Origin of the sequence: Rubinisphaera italica, from assembly GCF_007859715.1 — a bacterium.
Classification (GTDB): Bacteria; Planctomycetota; Planctomycetia; order Planctomycetales; family Planctomycetaceae; genus Rubinisphaera; species Rubinisphaera italica.
The window spans coordinates 2,378,182-2,397,153 of the sequence record NZ_SJPG01000001.1; the positions used below are offsets into that span (position 1 = coordinate 2,378,182).

General features: G+C 50.5%; 9 protein-coding genes. 8 read left to right on the forward strand and 1 reads right to left on the reverse strand.

Going from position 1 to position 18,972, the window contains the following annotated elements; genetic code table 11:
• Positions 1-16: 16 nt before the first annotated feature.
• From sufB to Pan54_RS09045, 7 genes are all read left to right on the forward strand, one after another.
• On the forward strand, positions 17-1,432 hold the full coding sequence (gene sufB / locus Pan54_RS09015) for a Fe-S cluster assembly protein SufB (protein WP_146503168.1): 1,416 nt from the start codon (positions 17-19) through the stop codon (positions 1,430-1,432).
• Positions 1,433-1,625: 193 nt separating this feature from the next.
• The gene (gene sufD, locus Pan54_RS09020; RefSeq protein ID WP_242631264.1) at positions 1,626-2,951 is read left to right on the forward strand and encodes a Fe-S cluster assembly protein SufD; all 1,326 of its coding nucleotides are present in this window, start codon (positions 1,626-1,628) and stop codon (positions 2,949-2,951) included.
• 115 nt (positions 2,952-3,066) lie between these two features.
• Positions 3,067-3,822 carry an iron-sulfur cluster assembly protein gene (locus tag Pan54_RS26645; RefSeq protein WP_146503170.1) on the forward strand — a complete coding sequence of 252 codons (756 nt, stop codon included), beginning with the start codon at positions 3,067-3,069 and terminating at the stop codon, positions 3,820-3,822.
• 295 nt (positions 3,823-4,117) lie between these two features.
• A complete protein-coding gene (locus tag Pan54_RS09030) occupies positions 4,118-6,616 on the forward strand; it encodes a BatA domain-containing protein (protein WP_146503171.1) in 2,499 nt (832 codons plus the stop codon).
• 146 nt (positions 6,617-6,762) lie between these two features.
• Positions 6,763-9,054 (forward strand): glutamine amidotransferase, encoded by a 2,292-nt coding sequence (locus Pan54_RS09035; protein WP_146503172.1) that lies wholly within the window; start codon positions 6,763-6,765, stop codon positions 9,052-9,054.
• Positions 9,055-9,324: 270 nt separating this feature from the next.
• Positions 9,325-13,155, forward strand: a complete 3,831-nt coding sequence (locus tag Pan54_RS09040; RefSeq protein ID WP_146503173.1) for a hypothetical protein — start codon at positions 9,325-9,327, stop codon at positions 13,153-13,155.
• Positions 13,156-13,305: 150 nt separating this feature from the next.
• Positions 13,306-14,541 carry a DUF6268 family outer membrane beta-barrel protein gene (locus tag Pan54_RS09045; protein ID WP_146503174.1) on the forward strand — a complete coding sequence of 412 codons (1,236 nt, stop codon included), beginning with the start codon at positions 13,306-13,308 and terminating at the stop codon, positions 14,539-14,541.
• Between the two features lie 112 nt (positions 14,542-14,653).
• Here Pan54_RS09045 and Pan54_RS09050 read toward each other — a convergent pair whose 3' ends face one another.
• The gene (locus Pan54_RS09050; protein WP_146503175.1) at positions 14,654-15,469 is read right to left on the reverse strand and encodes a uroporphyrinogen-III synthase; all 816 of its coding nucleotides are present in this window, start codon (positions 15,467-15,469) and stop codon (positions 14,654-14,656) included.
• Positions 15,470-16,030: 561 nt separating this feature from the next.
• On the opposite strand from Pan54_RS09050, the gene Pan54_RS09055 reads away from it, so the two are divergent.
• Positions 16,031-18,919, forward strand: coding sequence for a glycoside hydrolase family 38 N-terminal domain-containing protein (locus Pan54_RS09055; protein ID WP_146503176.1), 2,889 nt, complete (start codon positions 16,031-16,033; stop codon positions 18,917-18,919).
• The last annotated feature ends 53 nt before the right edge of the window (positions 18,920-18,972 follow it).

An 18,972-nucleotide genomic window follows, 5' to 3' on the forward strand; every position in this document is an offset into this window, starting at 1 on the left:
AGAAGAGGAGTTCACAGTGTCTACTGATACCGCAGATAAGAATCAGGTTGATATCGGAGATTACCGTTACGGCTTTCACGATCCGACAGACACGTATGAATTTACGGGTCAAAAAGGATTGAACGCGGAAATCGTGACACAGATTTCCAAGTTGAAAAAAGAGCCGGACTGGATGCTCGAATTCCGCCTCAAATCGCTGGAAATCTTCGAACAGAAGCCGATGCCCTACTGGGGTGGCGATATGTCCGATCTCGATTTCCAGAACATCTTCTACTATGTAAAAGCCTCTCAGGGGCAGGAAAAATCCTGGGATGATGTTCCTGAAGATATCCGTAAAACCTACGATCGTCTCGGGATTCCTGAAGCGGAGAAGAAGTATCTTTCCGGCGTGAAAGCTCAGTATGAATCCGAAGTGGTCTACGGCTCCCTTCAGGAAGATCTGACCAAACAGGGTGTGTTGTTCACCGATACCGACTCCGCTTTGCGGGATCATCCGGAGATTTTCCGTGAACACTTCGGCACAATCATTCCACCTGCAGATAACAAATTCGCGGCTCTTAACTCGGCTGTCTGGTCGGGGGGATCGTTCATCTACGTTCCGCCGGGAGTCCACATCGAATTCCCTCTGCAGGCTTACTTCCGAATCAATACCCAGAACATGGGTCAATTCGAACGGACGCTCATCATCGTCGATGAAGGAGCTTCGGTTCATTATGTCGAAGGCTGCACCGCTCCAACATACAGCAGTGACAGTCTTCATTCGGCTGTTGTGGAAATCGTAGTCAAGCGTGGCGGTCGCTGTCGTTATACGACCATCCAGAACTGGTCAAACAACGTGTATAACCTTGTGACCAAACGGGCAATGGCCTACGGCGATTCTCTGATGGAATGGGTCGATGGAAACCTCGGCTCCAAGTTGACTATGAAGTACCCAGCAATCTATCTGATGGAACCTGGAGCTCGCGGCGAAACACTATCAATCGCCTTCGCCTCTCAGGGCCAGCATCAGGATGCCGGTGCCAAAATGGTACACTGTGCTCCGAATACATCGAGCCGAATTATCTCGAAAAGTATTTCGAAAGATGGCGGACGTTCGAGCTATCGTGGACTGGTCAAAGTCCAGGATGGAGCCGAAAACTGCAAATCAAATGTCGTGTGCGATGCGTTGATTCTTGACCCGAAAAGTAAGAGCGATACGTATCCCTACATCGAAATCGATGAAAATAACGTGGCAATTGAACACGAAGCATCCGTATCCAAGATTGCCGAAGAACAGTTGTTGTATCTGATGAGTCGCGGCCTGACAGAAGCAGAAGCCTCTGCGATGATTGTTACCGGTTTCATCGAGCCACTCGTGAAAGAGTTGCCGATGGAATATGCCGTCGAAATGAACCGTCTGATCGAACTTCAGATGGAAGGTTCGGTTGGTTAATACGAATGCATATTGAGGCGAGCCGAGCCAGTTATGGTTCGGGTACGCCCGATTTAGCATCGATAAAATTCGTGTATAAATCGCATTAGAATCATGACAAAACCCGAGTCATGACTGACTCGGCTCGCCTTACAATTAGATTTGTACAGGCGATTGCAAGAACACTGCGGAAGAAAGATACGTTGAGATGGAGATGACCGAACAAAAAATTTCAATCGCCACTGCAGAAGGCTTTGAAGCGTTTCTGGCGACACGCAATGAACCCCAATGGGTTGTTAAACGACGAATTGAGGCCTTTGCGACCTATCAGGATTTGTGCGATCAACCACTCGATCCCGAAGAGTTTCGTCGCATCGACCTGCGGCTCTTCCGACCGGCTGATTATTCAGTGGTCTCAGGAAATGCGACCGAGAATGCTGCGAATCAGTTCGCGACGTTAATGGTCGATCGTGGAGAATTCGCAGGCCATGTGGCTCATGTCGATGGCACGACGATTCGCAGTGAACTCAATTCCGAGTTGAAAGAGCAGGGGGTTATCTTCTGCAGTCTTAACGAAGCGATTTCGGAACATCCCGAGTTAATACAGCAGTACTTCATGACCAAAGCTGTTCAGCCGGATGCAGACCGTTTTGCCGCCTGGCATGCCGCATTCTGGACCGGCGGAGCGTTTTTGTACGTACCCCGTAATGTCGAGTTGAAGCAGCCGCTGCACAGTTTGATCGGACTGGCTCAAACTGGAGCCGCTGATTTCTCTCACACATTAGTCGTGCTCGAAGAAGGTGCTCAGGCAACGCTGCTGGAAGAGACTTCCTCAGCTGATCCTAAAGCTGCTGGCCTGCACATGGGAGCGATCGAACTGCTTGTTGGCAAGAACGCTCGCCTCGCATACGTGCAATTGCAAAACTGGAACGAGCGAGTCTTCCACTTTGCCCATCAATGCGGACGCGTCGAACGGGATGCCGCCCTGCAATGGACTGTCGGAGCACTGGGCAGCAAATTCTCACACGTTCATCAGGATGTTATGCTCGATGGACGAGGTTCTGACGCCCAGGTGAACGGCGTCGCCTTCGCGACTGACCGTCAGAAGCTTTCCTATTATACACGTCAAGCTCACAAAGCTCCGAACACACATTCCGACTTGTTGTACAAAGAAGTGGTCCGAGATCGTGCGCGTATGATTTGGCGTGGGATGATTGAAGTCGATGAAATCGCTCAGCAGACCGATGGCTATCAGCGAAACGATTCCCTGATTCTTAGCCACGATGCCCGGGTCGATGCGATTCCAGGATTGGAAATCAACGCCGACGATGTTCGCTGTACCCATGCCGCGACGGCTGGACAGGTTGATGAAGAACAGATCCTGTACTGCATGAGTCGTGGTGTTTCACGAGACGAAGCCATGCATGTAATCGTGGAAGGGTTCTTCCAGCAGGTCTTCGATCGGATTCCCGTGGAACTGGTTCGGGAAACTCTCAGTCAAACCGTGCAAACAAAACTCGGTTTCGGCAACGAAGCATAAACGTGTAGGTCAGGCACTGCCTGACAAGATTTGACGCCGATAATAATTCCTGTCAGGCAATGCCTGACCTCCAATTTTGTACCATAATCAACAGCGATTAAATAGAGAAATAACCATGAACGAAGCTGCGTGGGAGCGAGTTGCCTCCTTATCCGAACTGGAAGGACAGGAACGTCTCTCAGTAATTATCGACGATCTGCCAGCCGTCCTGATTCGCTACGATGATAAGTATTATGCGATTGAAGATGTCTGCACACACGATGGCCAACCTCTGACCGATGGTCCCGTTGAAAACGGCACTATCGAATGTCCCCGCCACGGTGCCCGATTCGATTTGAAATCCGGAGCAGCGTTGTGCATGCCTGCTACTCAGCCGATTCAAACGTTCGACCTCGAATTTCGCGATGACGAAATCTATGCTCGCCCGAGTCAGTCAGATAATTCTCAACAAGCCTCTTTTGCAACGACTTCGACACCGACAGCTGCCGCTTCGGAACCCACCGCAGCAGAAACATCTGAGGCAAACACTGAAGTAGCCCCCGCTGCTTCCAGCAGTGAAACTTCCTCCGACGCTCCAATGGTCGGAGCCATGCTCGACTCCCTCAAACAGGTCATCGACCCCGAACTCTTCGTCAATATCGTCGACCTCGGTCTCGTTTACGACATCACAGAAGAAAACAACGATGTTGTTGTGACCATGACCTTAACCAGCCCCTCTTGCCCGGCTGGCCCGCAAATTGTCGCCCAGGCTCGCGATGCCATCACAGCCATGCCCGGCGTCAATAATGCCGAAATCAAACTGACGATGTCTCCCCCCTGGGGACCAGAAATGATGACCGACGACGCCAAAGACCAACTCGGCATCTTCTAACGAGCGTTCCGCTCGACCGGGGGCAGTCGCATTGGTGCACAAGGAGGATGTTCGTCTTGTTTGCTCCTGCAGTTCGTCAATTGGCGTTTGTTAACAATTCATCGTTGAAATGCGAAGGCGGGTGGCGGGGGCGCTCTCGAAGAGAAGCCCCCGAAGTATGGATCGCGCGTCCCATTCCCCTGAACGCTTGCAGGGTGTATGATATCAGAACTTGAGGATTGATATTTCACCCCAACGATTCCCGGTTTTTGCATCGGGAATCGAGACACCTTTCGTTTGAGCTATTTCATCGTTCATGTCTGTTCTGCATCCAGCCTTACTTCTTGGACTTGCTCTGGCGGCGATCCCTGTCGTGCTGCATTTTCTGATGCGGGCCCGTCCGAAGAAGCTCGACTTTCCGGCCTTGCGCCTGCTGGCCAATATCAAAAAGCAGAGCGTGCAACGACTGCGCTTACGCCACGTCGGGTTGCTGCTGTTACGGATACTGGTACTGATTCTCATTGTCCTCGCCGTCGCCCGGCCGACACTCCCCGCTGCCAATTATGGACTCAACTCGGGAGAATGGATGCGACTGATTTTCGTCGGCATTCTTGCAGCCATTGGTTATGGGCTCGGTAAACATTTCTGGGCCAGAAAACCGACCGCTCAATATCAGCGACGCTGGCGAAACACCTGCCTGAATTCTGCCACAGTCGTCGGCACAATATTACTCGCGTTATTGATTGTCGCCTGGCCTTATCAGCAGCGAGTTTTTGCCGAGTTGGGAAATCCAGAAGGACCACGCCAGTTGAACGTGCCGGCTGCTGCGGTGCTGTTATTTGATGTCAGTGCGAGTATGGGTTACCAGCACGAAAATCAGAACCGCATCGAAACGGCTCGCAAGCTCGCTCTCGAACAGGTTCGCACATTTCCCTCGGGATCCAAAGTCGCCATCAGTGATAACGGAACCTTGCGGCCTGTCAAATTTCTGAACGAACTCAATGCGGCAGAAACCCGTCTGCAGAAAACCGATGGGATGCGACCGCGAGATGCGTCCGACCTGTTAAACGAAACCGTCATTGCAGCCATCCAGTTGCAGAACGATGATCGGGACCGAGTCCTGGCAGAAGCCGGTGGAGAAGACGCGGATGATCGCTTCCTGCGGGAAATCTATATTTATACCGACCGACTCAGTTCCGCATGGCAACTCGAAGATGCCAGTCGTTTGCGAGCCGAGTTGGAGCGATCGCCCTGGTTACGGATATATGTGATCGATGTCGGAATCGATGACGCGACCAATTATGGTTTATCGAACCTCTCACTCTCTCGAGAACGGGTTGTACAGGGATCGTTAGTCCGTGTGACCGCTGATGTCGTGAATCAATCTCCCGATGAAACAAATTGTCTCGTGGAACTTTTGCTCGATGATGGCAGCGGATCGTTGATTAAACGGGATCAGAAAATGGTCACGGTTCCTCCCGATCAAACATCACAAATCGCCATGACCTTCGTTGCAGAGAAAAACGGAGCCTTCCAGGGTGAATTGAAACTCGCCACCAGCGATCCCCTTTCCGCAGATGATACTCTGCCGTTTTCAGTGTTTGTGCAGCCTCGGGAAACGATCTGGATTGTGTCTGAAAAACCAGAGGAAGCATTTGTCTGGCAGCAGGCGTTGGCACCGAACGGACTGGTCGAGAGGAATGCTCATCAATATGAAGTGAAAATGTACTCCCCTCAACAGGTCGCCAGTCAGTTGGATCAGGCAAATTCAGATCCTCCTGATGTGATCTATCTGCTCAATGTCGAACTTCTTTCTTCAACGGCCTGGGATCGATTGCGGAATTATGTCCGAAAGGGTGGGGGACTGGGCATCATTCTGGGTTCGACTCGTATTGATTCTCTCAATTATACGGAACACGCTCAACTGGAGTGGATTCCCGGAAAGCCGACTGTGCATTCACGGGCAAATCCACCCGCGACGCTGGAAATCGTTCGCGCGGATCATCCGGTGTTCAGCTATCTCGATCAACTTGATGCCTTGAGCCTGTTTTCCACAGCTGGGATTCGTCGTTATTTCAAAATGGAACCTTCCGTGGAATCATCTGTATTAGCCCGATTTAGCGATGGCGAACGAAATCCGGCAGTGATTGTCCGCTCGTTCGGTCTGGGGCAAACACTCATGATTGCAACGGCTGTTGATCTCACCGATGCCGCTCGTCAAAAAAACTGGAGCGATCTGGCTCGGCTCGGCTGGATCTACGCGGCCTGGGCCGACCAAACGACTCGCTTTCTCGCGGGAGGCCAGAAAAGTCCTCTTAATAGAACGGTGGGGAGTCCGATATTCATCGAAGTCCCCGCTGAAGCCAGTCACGAAAAAGCGTTGTTACGGATGCCGGGATTGCGACAGAATCAAATCGAAATTCCATTTCGTTCCGACCGTCTTGTCATCACATCAAGTCAAAATGATGCGGATCCTCAAAATCAGAGAGACAATTTTCGACCGGAAGATGTTTCCTTTGGAACCGCTGGAAATTATCGTCTGTTGTTCCCATCGAATGCCATCAGTGATTACGGATTTTCTCTGCAATTGAACGACAATGAAACAAACATGACTCGACTGACATTTGGTGAACTCGATGAACTTTTCGGCGAAAATCGCTGGCAGCTATCACGCAGTTTTGAAGAACTGGAACGCTCAGTTTTGTTAGGAAGAATCGGAATCGAAGCCTACCCACTGTTAATGACGTTGCTCGTTATCTTCTTTCTCTCAGAGCATCTGGTTGCCAATTTGTTTTACCGGACTGAAGGAACATAAACTTATTCGGAATTTAAAAACTTCGACGGGGGTGGCGGGGGCGCTCTCGAAGAGAAGCCCCCGAAAATAAACAACCGGGGCTTCCGCAAAAGCGGAGCGCCCCCGCAACCCGAAAAAAGAACAGAGCGCACTTACACATTAAAATCATGCCTGAAATTCGACTCCAACTTGATCCGATCTGGTCGCTTCCGTCGATTGTGATTGTGATATTGCTGGCGGTAGCCACCGTCTGGCTGGGGTATCGAATGTCTGTTGGCTTGTCCGCCGGACGACGCCATCTGCTGGCAGGAGTGAGACTGTTAACAGTCGTTGTGCTGCTGGTTGGCATGGTGCGTCCTCAATTGCAGTGGATTTCTCCGGATGGAGAGAAAGCCCAAGTCTGGATCGTTGCCGATCAGAGCCGCAGTATGTCCGTAAATGATGGCCCTGGCGGAATCAGTCGGCGAGAGGCTTTGATCAATACTCTCGATTCCGTGAAAGGTCAGCTGGATTCCCTCTCAGACGAAGTGACGCTGACCCGTATGGATTTTGCTGGGAATTTGCAATCGGTGGAGGAATATACTCCGGAATCTCCCGGCACTCAGACTGCGATTGGTGCGGTGCTGGAAGATGCCGTTAAACGTCATGCGCAATCACCACTGGCCTCCATCTTTTTTCTCAGTGATGGAGCCCAGCGTTCGGTACCGCCGCGCGATCAGGATCCTCGCTTGGCGGCTCGTGAACTCGGAGAACTGGGCGTTTCTGTCTATCCCATTCCGATGGGCCAAGCGGCTTCGACTTCTGCGGCTGCCGATGTCGCAATTGAAGAAATCCAGGTCGATCCCGTGGTCTTTGTCAAGAAACGGGTTCCCGTCCGCGTTGGTTTGCGATGGGATGGGGCTGGAGGTCAACGATTGAGGGTGCGTCTTCTGATGGAAAATCGCTCGGGGCTCAAGGCTCAGGAATCCGGCGAGATGGTGCCGATTCCTCCCTCGGAATATTCCAATTCCGAGGTGATCTTTGAAACGCGGTTTGCGTCCGGCTCGGAAGTCATCGAACTTTCGCTGACGCCCGAGTTGGCGGGAGAATACAAAATTGCCGCCACCGTCGAGCCGATCGCTTCCGAAGTGCAGACTCGTAATAACACACGCCAAACTTTAATCACGGTTCGTAAGGGGGGGCTCCGGGTTGCATATTTTGATATTTTCCGAACCGAAATCAAATCGATTCGACAACTCAATGCCTCAGAAAAAGTTCAGATAGACTTTCAGTTAATGCGGTCTGGTCAGTTTGCAGGCGAAGTCAAAGTCGATCGCAAATGGTTTGAGCCGGGACGTTATGATGTATACATCATTGGCGATGTTCCTGCTGCTCAAATGGGAGAAGAAAATCTGCGGTTGCTGGCCGAACGTGTCCGCGATGGAGCCGGTTTGATGATGATGGGGGGATATCACACCTACGGGGCAGGGGGCTATGCCCGTTCTCCGCTGCAGAACATGATTCCCGTTTTGATGCGAGATGGCGAAACTCAACCAGCCGACGTGTTCAATGAGCAGACGCAAATTCGAGACGATATCCAGTTGATCCCCACCGCAGCCGGAAATCGGCATTATGTTACCCGCATCGACTCAGTCGCCAACAACGAACAGGCCTGGAAAGATTTGCCCCCTTTACAGGGGGCGACGAGAATTCAGGCGAAATCCGATTTTGTCGAGGTTCTGGCCACCAGTGTGACGGGCGAACATTTGATCGTTGCTGCGGAAACGGGACGTAGTCGGGTGATGTGTCTGGCGTTTGATCAAACCTATTTGTGGTCGCAGGCGGGTTTTGAACAAGCGCATCGCCGCTTCTGGAGACAGGCGGTCCTGTGGCTGGCTCATAAAGAGTTGGATACCGATCAACCGATCTGGGTGAATGTTACACCAAAAGCGGTTGATCCGGGCGGAAGAGTTACGCTCGAATACGGGGCTCGCGATGAAAAGGGGCAACCGATCACGACCGCGGAACTGACTGCGAAAGTCGTCAACACAAAGGGAGAAGAACGGTTCGTCACCGGATTACCATCAGATCAAGGAATGGTAGGATACTTCGATGAAACTCTCGAACCGGGGGATTACTTTGTCGAAGTTGCGACTTCGGGTGCAAATGCTACGCTTGGATTTCCCGCCACAACCCGGTTTCTGGTTCATGATCGCGACCTGGAATTGGATCATCCGGTCGTCGATCGAGCCCTGATGGAAGAAATCGCTACGCAGGCAGGTTTAACAACAGATTCGCAAGTCGTGTCATCCGAGGGGCTTAAGGAGTTCCTTCAAGATTATTTAGAACGAAAACCGTGGAAAAAGGGCAATGAAATCGCTTCACGCCTTAATTTATGGGATGGCTGGCCCATTTTGTTGATTTTTGCTGGCCTGATGACGCTCGAATGGATTCTGCGCAAGAAAAGTGGACTGGTGTAATCTGATTGGCAAAGTGAGGAATTCCAGTGATCAACCACGAATCCCGGAACATTTCCTGTCCCATGAACGTCGAAAAGATATAATGGTGTGGGGTATAGGGACATGAGTCCAGAGTCCAGTGCGAAAGTAGTTTAGGCATTGCCTGACGAAATTGACCAATACAGAGGAACCGCAGGTGAACACAGATTAACCTGGATAAAAAATAATCTGTGTTCACCTGCGGTTCTAAATAATTTATTACAAACATTGTTTAAGTGAAACAGGCAAGTGATGGCCAGCACGGAAGAGCTGACACAACCGAAATATGTCGATTTTGCCGAATACATTCTTTTTCAGGTTCGGCGAACTCAGGCTCTTATTCGGCAAACCGATCTCATGCTCCTGGTCGCCAGTGCGGTCTGCGGTGTGATGGTCACGATTCTTGCTTTCGTGCTGCTCGATCACTGGTTATTTGCACAAGGCTTGCCGCAGATCGTTCGCTGGTTGGGCTGGGCCTGTTTATGTGGTTGCATCGGCGGGGCACTCTATTACTTCCTCCGCATCGTGAACGGAAAAGAAATCACCTCACTGTATGCGGCTCGAACATTGGAAAAGTCGGATCAGGGTTTCGCGAACAATCTGATGACTCTTGTCGATCTCGACTATCACGGGCGCTCGACACCACAGTCCATTCGGGATAGTCTCGAACGTCGAGCCGCATTGACGTTAAACGATCTTGATGTCGAACATTCGCTCGATCGCAGCGGTCTGCAAACGCGGCTCTATGTGCTGCTTGCAACGACCGTCATTTTATTCGGCTATTCATTTCTCTCTCCCAAAAGTACAGTCGATTCCATCTGGCGTCTGCTGTTTCCGTGGACCGAAGTTGCTGCTCCCACGCAAACCAAAATTTTGAATGTGCAGCCGGGGAGTGTGGAAATTACGTCTGGTACTCATGTTGAAGTTTCTGCTTATCTGGAAGGATATATTCCTGAGCAGGTCTGGCTGGAGTATTCCACGGCTGACCGACGAATTGTTGATGAGCGGATTGAACTTCACGAAACCGGAGAGGGGCTCGGAAAATACACGGGGTTGATCGCTGGCGAAAATGGTCGGGGTGTCGATCAGACAACCACTTATTCCCTGCATGCAGGCGATGGACATTCCTCAACCTACACACTTTCCGTCAGACCAGCACCTCATGCCGCGATCGATTCCGTCATCATCACTCCACCTGCCTACACCCAGCGACAGGCCTACCGCCAACCTGGCGGAGCGATTGATGGCCTCGAAGGTTCCGAGGTCACGCTACAAGCTCAGACGAATATCGCGATAGCAAAAGCTTGGATTCAATTGTACCAATCGGAAGATCCGACCGATCGTGGTGGTCAACTTCCGTTGACAATTTCCGACAATACAAAAATCAATGGGCAATGGCCTCTGCGGATTCAGGATGATGGGACCTATCCCCGTTTTTACAGTATCGAGTGTGAAACTGCCGATGGTTCGCGCGACTCCAATCCACCATTGCACGCGATTTTGATTCGTCCTGATGAACGTCCCGAAGTCAAATTGATCGATCCTAAAACTGATTTATCGCGTCCGATCAATGTCTCTGTGCCGCTCTTGATTGAGGCTTACGATCCTGACTTCCTGCTTTCCGGCTTATCCGTTCAGGTCGAAAAGCAGGGGCAGATCATTTCCAGTGAATTGATCGATGCAACTGGTCAGCAGGCTATTCGTACGAAGCATGTGCTCGAACTTGAACGTTTGCCGGTTGTGCCGGGAGAAACGATCGCCTTCTGGATTGAAGCCCGCGACAATCGCTTGCCCCATCCGAATCGGCGTCAGACACCGAAACTGCGAATTCAAATTACAGACGCAATCGACCCAGCTCAGGCAGAGCAGCAGGAAAAACAGGAAGAACAACGACAGGAAGAAATGCAGCAGGATCGACCTGCGCGTGAAAATCCTGAAAATCAGCCCGAACCCGAACAGGAGATGACTGAAGATCAACCTGAGCAGCCTTCAACAGAAAATACAGAGCCGGGTGAAGACGAAAATCAGCAGGATGGCGGCACAGAGAATTCTCCCAACAAGAAGCCAGGGGCCGATCAGACGAACGACTCTGAAAAAAATTCTGAAAAGAACGGCGAGAAATCCGATAAGCCGGGCAAAGCCGATGAGAACAAAAAAGACGGAGCCGCTGATCAGGAACCGAAATTCAGTCCGGATGGAGACGAAGATGATCTCGTTCTCGAAAAAATGATCGAGCGGATGCAGGAAGAACAGAAGAAGAACAAAGACAATCCTTCCAATCCTGATAACAAGCCCGGGGACAATCCCGATCCAAATCAGCCAAAACCCGAGCAGCCGAATCCCGATTCCGCTGAGCAGAAACCAGATCCCAATTCGACTCAACCTCCCAGCGAGAAGATGCCACCGGAGCAGGATCCTGCTAAGAATACGCCACCTGAAAACAACACGCCATCGGATCAAAACTCACCTCAAAGCGAAAAATCTCCGAATGAGGATTCGATGAAGGAGCCGGGCGAGGAGACCAATCCCGATTCGAAATCGCCTGAAATTCCAGAGAAGAATAAACCAGCCGAGAATAACCCGATGCCGGATCCGGGTAATGAATCGGAGGATATGAAACCCGATCAAAATTCTTCTGAAAAGGATCCCAACGCGCCTGCGGATGCTCAGAAGCCAACTTCGGAGAACATGAAAGAAGGCCCAGCCGAGCAGGAAACTCCGGCTGATGGGAATCAGTCACCATCTTCAGAAAAGCCGGATGATAGTTCTGCAGAATCGAAGAAACCAGCAGACGGAACAGAGCCTCCTAACGCCGAGAAAACTCCCGCCAAAGAGCCGGGAAAAGGAGAATCCAAACCTGGCAAAGGAAATGAGCAGGGGCCGACAGAACGGGAAAATAATCCCGAGATGAAGCCCCCACAATCAGAAAATCCACAAACCACGCCGAGCGACCAGAAGCCGAATTCTTCTGACAAAGAAAGTTCATCATCCAAGCCCGATCAGAATTCTCCTTCACAAAAAGGGGATCCGAATTCAAAACCTGATGGCTCAAAGCCAGGAGATCCTTCAGAAAAACCGAATGGAGATAAACCGAAACCGGGAAGTGAAAAATCTCCAAACGATTCCGGTAAAAAACCTGAGTCGAAACCACCCGGCGAAGAATCGATGAAACCCTCGGACAAACCTGCTGATCCAGATGCGAAAACCAAGGAAGAAACCGATCCGAAATCTCCAGATGGGAAGCCGGGGGGAGAGTCTGCCAAGCCGAATTCAGAGGAGAAACCGAAAAATCCTCCGGGCGAGAAGCCTCCGGTGAATCCCGAAGATATGCAAAAACCAGACGGTTCAGACAAACCTGAGGGAGACAAGCCTGAGAATTCTCAGAATCAGAAACCCGGGGACAATAAACAGGGACCATCGGAGAAGTCACCCCAGGATTCAAAATCGCCGCCAGGCAAAGGCAAGGCAGGAGAAGGTGAAGGCGAGGGTAAAGAAGGGCAGTCCGACAAACCGGGGAAGGGCAAGAAAGGAGACAAGCCCGGCAAACCTTCACAGCAATCTGGGCCAGCTGATGGAAGTCAGCCCTCGACACCACAAGAGGGCGGAAAAGCCAACGGCGGCGATATGAAAGGGGAACCAAAGAATTCACCTCAGCCCGGCAATGCAGACGGTTCCCCCGACAACTCCACAGAAAACGAATATACGTTGGAAGATCGTCGCAAAGCAGCCGAGCTTGTACTCGATAAAATTGAAGACGATCTCAAGCGAGGTGAAGTCGATGAAGAATTGCTTGAGGAATTAAACTGGAGTAAGGACAATCTGAAACAGTTCCAGGAACGACTGGCCGATTATCTTCGGAATCAAAACGAAACAGCTGCTGAGCCAGACCTCAAGCAGAAGCAGTTCAATGAAATGCTCCGCAATATGCAATTGCAGGGTGAACGGAAAACACGCGAAGGAGCAGCCGGTGGTCGTGAAGGGCTCGATGAATTCGCCCCGACATTGGCTCCTGCTCCACCCGAATACCGCGAATTGGAAGAAGCTTTTCGTCGGAGCCTGAGCGAATCGAACGGAGCAAAATAATAGTCATTGACAGGATTTGTTCTGCGTAAATTCTTACGTTGTATAAACGATAAAAATCTAACAGGTATTGACGCAGATTCACTGAGTCTAATATGAAAGGACTCCCTCCACGATTTTCCTTTCCACTGGCCATTCGGCGACTATATATCGATGAATTATCGACTCTTAATTTTCACTCTTGTGATGAGCTGCCTCTCTCTGGGATTGAATGCAAATTCCTCTCAAGCCGAGGAACCGATTCGCAGTTTCCATATTCTTTCACCCGTGGAAGCTCTGCCATCCGGACCACCGGTTTCAATTCTTTCCGAGGAATTTGAAGGACAGCTGAGTCATTCCCAGCACGTTGCCAGAGAAGAATGGCTAACCACACAATTGCACGATCAGGGTGGCGGATGGTCGACGAATTCAGTTCCGAAGACAGAGAATACGCCATTGCTTTTTGAGCAATACGAAATGACTGCTGATCAAGAGTCTGAATTGGATTTATCACATTCGGAAATGAATGTACAATCGGTTCAGCAGGCCTCCTATACGGACGATTTTGCAGTGATTGGCGAATCTCTGGATGCAACCGAACATCAGCAAATCCAATCAGATGATAGCTGCATAGCAGACTGTGATACTCCCTGGATTAAATGGAGTTCAACCTCTGTCGCTGCGACATGGTTGCCGGGTTCGGGGGACCGACTCGGACTGTTCGATTTCAACATCGGCGGGAAAATCGCATTTCCGACATTGCGTTTTTTAAGTATCTCGCCTCGTTATGAATCGAGGATTCTTAATGGGCCGCAGAGCACTGATGTTCCTGGCACACTGCATCGTGTGGCAGTCAGTTTCATGGGGATGATGCCCCTTCGAGAAAAAGTGTTTGGTCAATTGATGGTGACGCCCGGCGTCTCTACTGATTTTCACAATACGGGCTCGGACAGTTTGCGCGTCACCGGCCATTTACTTGCTATTTACGCGCCATCTGCTCAACTCCAGTGGATGTTCGGAGTGGTTTACCTGAATCGTGAAGATGTTTCTCTTTTGCCAGCGGTTGGCCTCACCTGGTCGCCCGATGATGAACAGCGACTCGAACTGGTCTTCCCTCGTCCGCGATATATGTACCGCCTTTCCAAAGATGGAGACAATGAACGCTGGGGGTATCTGGGAGCTCAATTTGGTGGCGGTAGCTGGGCGATTGAACGGGCCAACAATACAGATGATGTCGTCACACTGAGCGATTATCGGTTGATGGCAGGTATAGAATATCAACGTCCCAACAATCGGGAGTTCTTCTGGGAAACCGGAGTCGTCTTCTCCAGAAGTGTTGAGTACACCTCGGGAATCGGAGATTACAATCCAGACCCAACAATGCTCATTCGAGCCGGTTCAAAGTTTTAATAAACCACTCGATGCCAGATGTCCGGTGCCATGCTTGCATCGCGAAGCAGGGCAAGCATGAATCGAGGTGGTTTGACAGTCAGGTCTTAAATCTTGTCAGACAGTGCCTGACCTACAGCGTTTTATTCTGTTGAACTAACTCAATCGCTTCACGAATCAGATGTGCCATTTTTGGATGTGAGGGTTCCATTGCGACGGGAATTCCAAATTCCCGTAATCGGTCACTGCAAGTCGGGCCAATCGAAGCAATCGTCGTTTGCTTTAAAGCGTTCAGGAATTCTTCTCTCATCCCGATTCTCCCAGCCGCTTCAAGTACGTTATCGACCTGATTGGCACTCGTGAACATCACCAGATCGAATGGATGATTCACCGCTAAACGAACAGCCTCGTACAGAGGTTCGACATCTTCCGGAAAATCCCACAGGTAAACCGGCACTGGATAAACCTGTGCACCACGTGCTTCCAATCCTGCATAAAACTCCAGATTCGGTCGTCCGTATTCCTGGACCGCGATTTCCTGATTCTGAAGTGGAATCGACTCGCTATCGAGCATCTCAAGAATTTCTCGCCATGTATTCGGTTCGGGGGCTCTGTAATCGATGTGAATTCTGGCATCTTTGAGAACCGGCACAGGCTTGGGACCACGAACGATGATCACTCTGCGATCAAGTTCCTGATGAAATGACTCCCAGGTATCTTGCTTTTGAATCGCTTCAAAGAGAGTGCGTGCTCCGACACCGGTCATAAAGAGTACGATTTCGATTTCTCCCTCGAGGATACGCTTCGCAAAATCGAGAGCATGCGTATTTTCTTCGAGGGGAACTTCACGCATGGAAGGAGCGACAGTCGGTTCGCCACCAAATTTAGCGATTAGAGTGGCCATTTCATGGCAGCGGCGACTTTCAAAACTGCAAACTCGCACAGACATGGGGTTTGTTTCGTTTCATGACAGCGGATTATTCAATTATTCGCTATGATGATAACGGATGGTGGCAGGGGAACAAGAAGTCGAGACTGTAAAAAGAAAAAGGGCCGAAGGCATGGGCGCTCGCCCGAGATTGACCTACGCAGGACACCTCGGCCATACCTTCGACCACTCGTCGCAATGTTTCACAGTTCACATAATTATTAGATGAATGAGGTCTCTCCTACCGAGACTGCAAACATCTTCAGTTCACGCTTCAATGATATGCAAACAGTGTGCCGGAGCAGGAACCTACACTCAAACTTTTTTGTTACAATTGATTTGACTCTTGAATTAAGGGGAAACTCTTTTATTCAGATTTTAAATTCGAAAGAATGATCCCTTTAAGCGTGAGTCAAAGTAATCATCTTTGCCCAGTCTTTAAGCAGGCCGAGTCTGTTTCCTGAACAATCCAGAACTTGAAGTCTATGCTGGCATTGGGTTGACAGATCATCATTTCCGATTCAAATCTTATAAGCGTTCCCGCGATTTTTTATGACCTCTAAATACTGGTAATTGTCTGATATGTTGCAATCCACAATCGTGCTTCCTTCCTGGCATCTTGAGGATGTGACACGTGACACCAATGAAAAAGATGCTGCTGCTGTTTTAAATGCGTATGCTCTTGCTTTTCACCCCGCTGTCATTGCTGCAGCAGGGAGCGTGGCGACTTGGAAAGCGGCTCCATCATTAGAAAATCCGCAGATCGATCAAATTGTGATTGTGCCGGAATCGAGTCGGGCCAAGGTTGAAAGAAGCTGGTTCAAACAAGCCGAGGAAGCGGGAACGATTGTGCTGTTTGCCTCAGCTGATCGCACTTCGACCCTGGAAGGCCTGCTCGAACATCCACGAGTCCTCGAATTGATTCAACAGAAACTGAATCCAGGTGACGAAAATCCTCCGGCCTATCAAATCGGTGAAAGTTTGCTCATTGATGACTTTCTGGCTCTGGGCGTCGTCTATCTGCTGACCTCGTTGCTTTCGCAAGCGATGTATCATTACGACAATGTTCAGGAAACTCGCTTTGATGAATTGCTGATCGAAGCCGCTAAAAGTTCTCTTAAGAAGGAAGAGCCTCGCACAGCAGAGTTTTTCCAGCAGGCTTGTGAACAATTGCTTGAGAGCCGCGAAAAATTCTATTCGGTCGATGCTCATCTGATTGATCTCTGTCTACTCTCAGCTGGCATGACCGCTGAGGACGCGCAGGCACTTTGTGCATCGGAACATACAGTTAATCTGTTATGTACGAGCGAAGTATTGAAGAAAGCGATTGACCAATCGCCAGAAATTGGACAGGCTCTGGTTCAGGGAGTTCATTCGGGGAAGATCAGCATTGTTGGCGGGGAGCAATCGGAAACGCCTTCGCCATTGCTGTCGCTACAAAGTCTCCGCTGGCAGTTTGAACAGGGGATGCAGGAGTATGAAGAGTTATTGGAGACACCCGCTCAGGTTTGGGGACGGATGACCTTCGGTCTCTCCACCCAACTGCCAATGATGCTCAAGAAGTTCGGCATGAAATCGGCTTACCATCTCGTGCTCGATGATGGAGTTTATCCCGATGACGAACAGAGTCACTTCAGCTGGGAAAGTCGAGGCGGTGCGACGGTGCAGGGAATCTCTAGAATTCCGTTGTCGGTTGAGAACGCAAGCACTGTGCTGAAAATTCCTGAGCGGCTGGCCGAGGCGATGAATCACGATCATCTCGCCTGTGCCGTGCTTGCGCGTTGGCCGAAAATTCGAAATCCGTGGTTTTTCGATCTCCTGAGAATCCAGAAATACGCTCCCGTTCTCGGCAAGTTCAACAGCCTGGAACAATTTTTTGAAGAGACCGATAACTCAGGCCATTCGGTGGGACACGAGCAGCGGCATTATCTGTCTCCCAATCTCGATCAACTGACCGGCCGCAATGAAGCCGATCCGATTGGGCGATTCCAGGAATTCTGGAAGTGTCAGAGTCTATTCAGTTTGTGGACCTACTTTTCGACGACAAATCAGATCCTCAGCGGAAAATCAGATGCAACCTCGCTTCAGGAACTCGAATCCAAACTCCTGAAGCAATCGACTAAACTCAATAAGTCGACTCTGGTTGAATTGCAGGCTGAGTTGAGAAGCAAGGTACAGCAGGAGTGTCAAGATTTAGCGAAACTTCTATCCGCGAAACAGGAAGGGAAGCCGGGATTTGTACTGTTTAATCCCCTTTCACACGCACAAAACTCGGTAGTTCGTTTTGCACTGGAACAATCGAACTCAGTTGTGCCCGTTGTCGATGGAGCGGTGAAACATCTGCAGATCGATACGGATGCGGCCTACGCAGTCGTTGAATTCCCAGCTTGTGGATTTGTGGCGGTTCCAGGACAAGCTGCCAGTTCCGCAAAACCGACACGCTCAAAAGTCCCTCTGGCAGGTGAATTCTTTTTGCAGTCTGAATTCTATTACGCACAGATCGATCCTGAAACGGGGGGATTACAGCGACTTCGGGCTCAAGGAGCAACAGAGAATCTATTAAGTGAACGCGTCGTTTATCGTCTCGATGGTGATGGTGGAAATGTCGCTCGCTCCAGCGGACAGTGGAGCCAGGGTGTCGCCGAGCCAACTTATTCCCGCATGGTGGCCGATTCCATTACAACCACAAAAACTGGTCCCGTCGTTGGTGAAATTGTTGTTCAGGGACGATTGATGGACCAGGATCGAGAGTTGGCGACTTTCGTGAAAACGTATCGGTCGTATCGGGGACGTCGAAATCTCGAAATCAAGTTGAGCATCGAGCCGAAGCAGATGCCTTCGCAATTGCCCGACCGTTCTTACTACGCACTCCGATTTGCCTGGTCGGCAGCGGCAGCTGTCGTGAAGGGGAATTTGCAGCAAAGCGAATATATTGCTGGCGAACGACGACTCGAAAGCACAGGGCCGATTGAAATTGAAGATGGTGATCATCGAATCACTCTGCTGCCCCATCACCAGCCATTCCACCAGAGAACAGGCATGCGAATGATGGACAGTCTGCTGATCGTACATGGCGAGTCGGCCAGAGAATTTTCTTACGATATTGCAGTCGATGCCGCCCACTCAGCTGCATTTTCTGATGAACTCTCCCAGCCGATTCAAGTGGTTCCGGTGAATGCAGTCTCCAATTCCAAGTCGGCCTGGCTCTATCATGTGAGTGCACCGAGTGTGCATTTGATGGAGGCTCGTCCTGCGCTGAGTGAAGCCTCATCTGGACCTCAGTACGATTTCGATTTCATCGAAACCGAACGCCGTCATGCGAATGTCCGGTTTGCACTTTTCCGCAAGCCAAGCAAAGCCTGGGAAGTCGATTTTTTCGGAAAGATTCTCAGCGAACTCACCATCGAAAACGATGAAATTCACTTTGAATGCCTGCCCTGCGATTACATCCGCATCCGTGTTATGTTTTAATGATTAAGATGCATTCGGGGGCTTCCACTAACGTGGAGCGCCCCCGCCACCCA

Excerpts from the sequence above, each read along its gene's own strand:
- sufD (WP_242631264.1), top strand. The coding sequence starts at position 1,626 with ATGACCGAACAAAAAATTTCAATCGCCACTGCAGAAGGCTTTGAAGCG.
- Pan54_RS26645 (WP_146503170.1), top strand. The coding sequence starts at position 3,067 with ATGAACGAAGCTGCGTGGGAGCGAGTTGCCTCCTTATCCGAACTGGAA.
- Pan54_RS09030 (WP_146503171.1), top strand. The coding sequence starts at position 4,118 with ATGTCTGTTCTGCATCCAGCCTTACTTCTTGGACTTGCTCTGGCGGCG.
- Pan54_RS09035 (WP_146503172.1), top strand. The coding sequence starts at position 6,763 with ATGCCTGAAATTCGACTCCAACTTGATCCGATCTGGTCGCTTCCGTCG.
- Pan54_RS09040 (WP_146503173.1), top strand. The coding sequence starts at position 9,325 with ATGGCCAGCACGGAAGAGCTGACACAACCGAAATATGTCGATTTTGCC.
- Pan54_RS09045 (WP_146503174.1), top strand. The coding sequence starts at position 13,306 with ATGAATTATCGACTCTTAATTTTCACTCTTGTGATGAGCTGCCTCTCT.
- Pan54_RS09050 (WP_146503175.1), bottom strand. The coding sequence starts at position 15,469 with ATGTCTGTGCGAGTTTGCAGTTTTGAAAGTCGCCGCTGCCATGAAATG.
- Pan54_RS09055 (WP_146503176.1), top strand. The coding sequence starts at position 16,031 with ATGTTGCAATCCACAATCGTGCTTCCTTCCTGGCATCTTGAGGATGTG.